The organism is Streptomyces sp. E2N166 (assembly GCF_003671715.1).
Classification (GTDB): domain Bacteria; phylum Actinomycetota; class Actinomycetes; order Streptomycetales; family Streptomycetaceae; genus Streptomyces; species Streptomyces thinghirensis.
Map to the genome: position 1 here is coordinate 1,365,690 of NZ_RAIF01000012.1, position 2,633 is coordinate 1,368,322.

At 75.4% G+C, this 2,633-nt stretch carries 2 protein-coding genes; one reads left to right on the forward strand and one right to left on the reverse strand.

The features are described 5' to 3' along the window. Window positions 1-1,049, reverse strand: a 1,049-nt coding sequence (locus EBH09_RS14000) for a serine/threonine-protein kinase (protein ID WP_153182657.1), incomplete at its 3' end; no start/stop codon positions are given. A gap of 443 nt (window positions 1,050-1,492) precedes the next feature. Here EBH09_RS14000 and EBH09_RS14005 point away from each other — a divergent pair. Further along, window positions 1,493-2,633: FHA domain-containing protein (locus EBH09_RS14005; protein WP_121747259.1), on the forward strand; the 1,141-nt coding region annotated here is incomplete at its 3' end.

Sequence of the window (2,633 nt, forward strand, 5' to 3'; positions counted from 1 at the left end):
GGGTCGGCGGCGCCCGAGGCGTTGCCGGTGTGCGGCAGGACGCTGGTCGCGCCGTTCGGGTCGTAGGCGCCGTTCGGGTTCTGCGGCAGGACCTGCGTCGGGTCCGCGCCGCCGGGGGCGCCCGGTACCTGCGCGGGCGCGGGGTCGGGGGCGAGGAGCACGCCGACGTTCTCGGCGGCTCCGATCTGCGCGCTGCTCGAATGCACGCCGATGCCCTCGGCGACGACGCGCAGGCCGCGGGCGAGGTTCTCGGCACTGGGGCGCTCGTCGGGATTCTTGCGCAGGCAGCGCTCGATGACCGTCCACAGGGGGTCGGGGACGGTGGAGGGGCGGCGCGGTTCGGCGCTCAGGTGCTGGTGCAGGACCTCCAGCGCGGAACCCCCGCCGAACGGGGGCCGGCCGGTGACCAGCTCGTACAGCAGGATGCCGGCGCCGTACACGTCGACCGCGGAGGTCTGCGGGCGCCCCTCGGCGGACTCCGGCGCCACGTACGCGGGCGTGCCGACGAACTCGTGGGTGCGGGTGAGGCCGGGCGAGTCGGCGAGGCGGGCGATGCCGAAGTCGGTGAGCATCGGGTGCATCTCGCCGCCGGTCTGCTTCAGCAGGACGTTGGCCGGCTTCAGGTCGCGGTGGACGACGCCGTCGGTGTGGCTGGCGGCGAGGGCGTCGGCGATCTGGGCGGTGAGCAGGGCCGCGGCGACCGGGGTGAACGGCCCGTTCTCGCGCAGGTAGCGGTGCAGGTCGGGACCGTCGACGAGGTCCATGACGAGCGCCAGCAGCTCGCCCTCGACGACCAGGTCGCGGACCCGGACGATGTTGGGGTGGGTCAGCCGGAGCAGGACGGAGCGCTCCCGCAGGAAGCGCATCACGATGTCGGGATCGCTCGCGAGCTCCTCCTTGAGGACCTTGATCGCGACGGTTTCGCCGGGCTGTCCGGCCACGGCCGCCTCGGCGCCCGCGGTCTCCCGCTGACGGGCCCGCCAGACGGTGCCCGTGGCGCCGCGGCCGAGGGGCTCCTCGAGGAGGTACTTGCTGCCTACCGGCCGCACGTCATGCGCTCCCTGTTGCTTGCTGGCTGTTCCGACCCACTGTAATGCCGCGGTCCCGGCACCGGGTTGTCGTCGTTGTGTGGGGTTCCCATTGGTCCGCAGGTACGTCTTACGTTCCGTGTCCGGTACCCGTTCAGGTGCATGTTCGAGGGGAAGACGCTCGACCCGGTCCCTTGGTTGCCGGGCCCGGACGTGACCGATCTCAAGCGGACGCCATTCGATCATCCGGACGTCACCTGTCAGGCACTTTTGCGGGCAGAGGCGACCAATCAAGATCATTTGATGGCGGGCGACGGGCGCGTTGTCAGTGGCAGGTGCGAGGATGCGTGCAGTACTGGCCGACGTGCTCGTGTGGCGGTGGGGGAAGTCCGCGGTGGGGGACCGTGGTAGACGGCTTCTGTCCCCGGCGCGCGGGCGCCCGCGCGAAGGGACCGCTGACGGCGATGCAGATCCGGCTGACCGTCGTAGACCCGCTGGGCCCGCATGCTTCGGTGGGGGGCCGCGCCGCGAGCTGCGACGTGCTGGTCACCGCACCGGCCGGCACGGCACTGGCCGCGGTCGCCTCCGCGCTGGCCGCGGCGCTCCCCGGTGGTGAGGGCGCGGGCTCCGGTCAGGTGGTGCTCTACGCCGGCGCGCAGCGGCTCGACGCCCAGCGCAGCACCCTGGGCGAGCCCCCGCTGACCGACGGCGCCGTGCTCTGCCTCGGCGCCCCGGGCGAACCCGACCCGCACACCGAGCCGGCCGACGTCCCGGCCCAGCTCCACGTGGTCGCCGGTCCCGACGCCGGCGGCGTCCACCTGCTGCACGGCGGCCAGATCCAGCTCGGCCGCTCGGCCGACGCCGACGTCGCGCTCGACGACCCGGACGTCTCCCGGATGCACTGCGCCGTGACCGTCGCCTCCGACGGCCACGTCTCGGTCGCCGACCTCGGCTCCACCAACGGCACCACTCTGGACGGCGCCCACGTGGGCACCCGCCCGGTCCGCCTCGTGCCGGGCGCGCTGCTGCGGATCGGCGAGTCGGCCCTGCGGCTCGTGCCGGTCCCCAAGGGGGCGCAGGCACGGGTGGCGACGACCCCGGACGGCGAGGGGCACGTACGGCTGTCCGGTGCACGGGCACTCCCGTCCGCCGCCGGGACGGGCGCCGCCGACGAGGTGGCCCACGCGCGCGTGGCGGACGGGGAACAGCGACACGCGCCCTTGGGGGACGCGGGCACGGCGGCCGGTTCCGCGCGTACTGCGGGCGGCACGGACGATCTCCCGCACCCGGCCCCCGCGACGGACGCCTCCGCGCGCACGACCGGGAGGGCGGGCACGCACCCGCGCACGGCGGGCGGGACGGACGGGCCCCCGCACACGGCAGGCACGCCGGACGCTTTCGCGAGCGGGTCGGGCAGGCCGGACGGCCCGGCACGCGGAGCCGGGACCGACGGATGGGGCGGCCCCGCCGCGCGGACGCACCACGCCTACGGCACGGCGGACCACGGCACCGGTGCGGCGCCGACCGAGCCGCGCCAGGTGCCCGGCCAGGGCGGCGCGCCCCGCATCGAGAGCCACGGCACCGGCCCCACGGCGGGCACGCCCC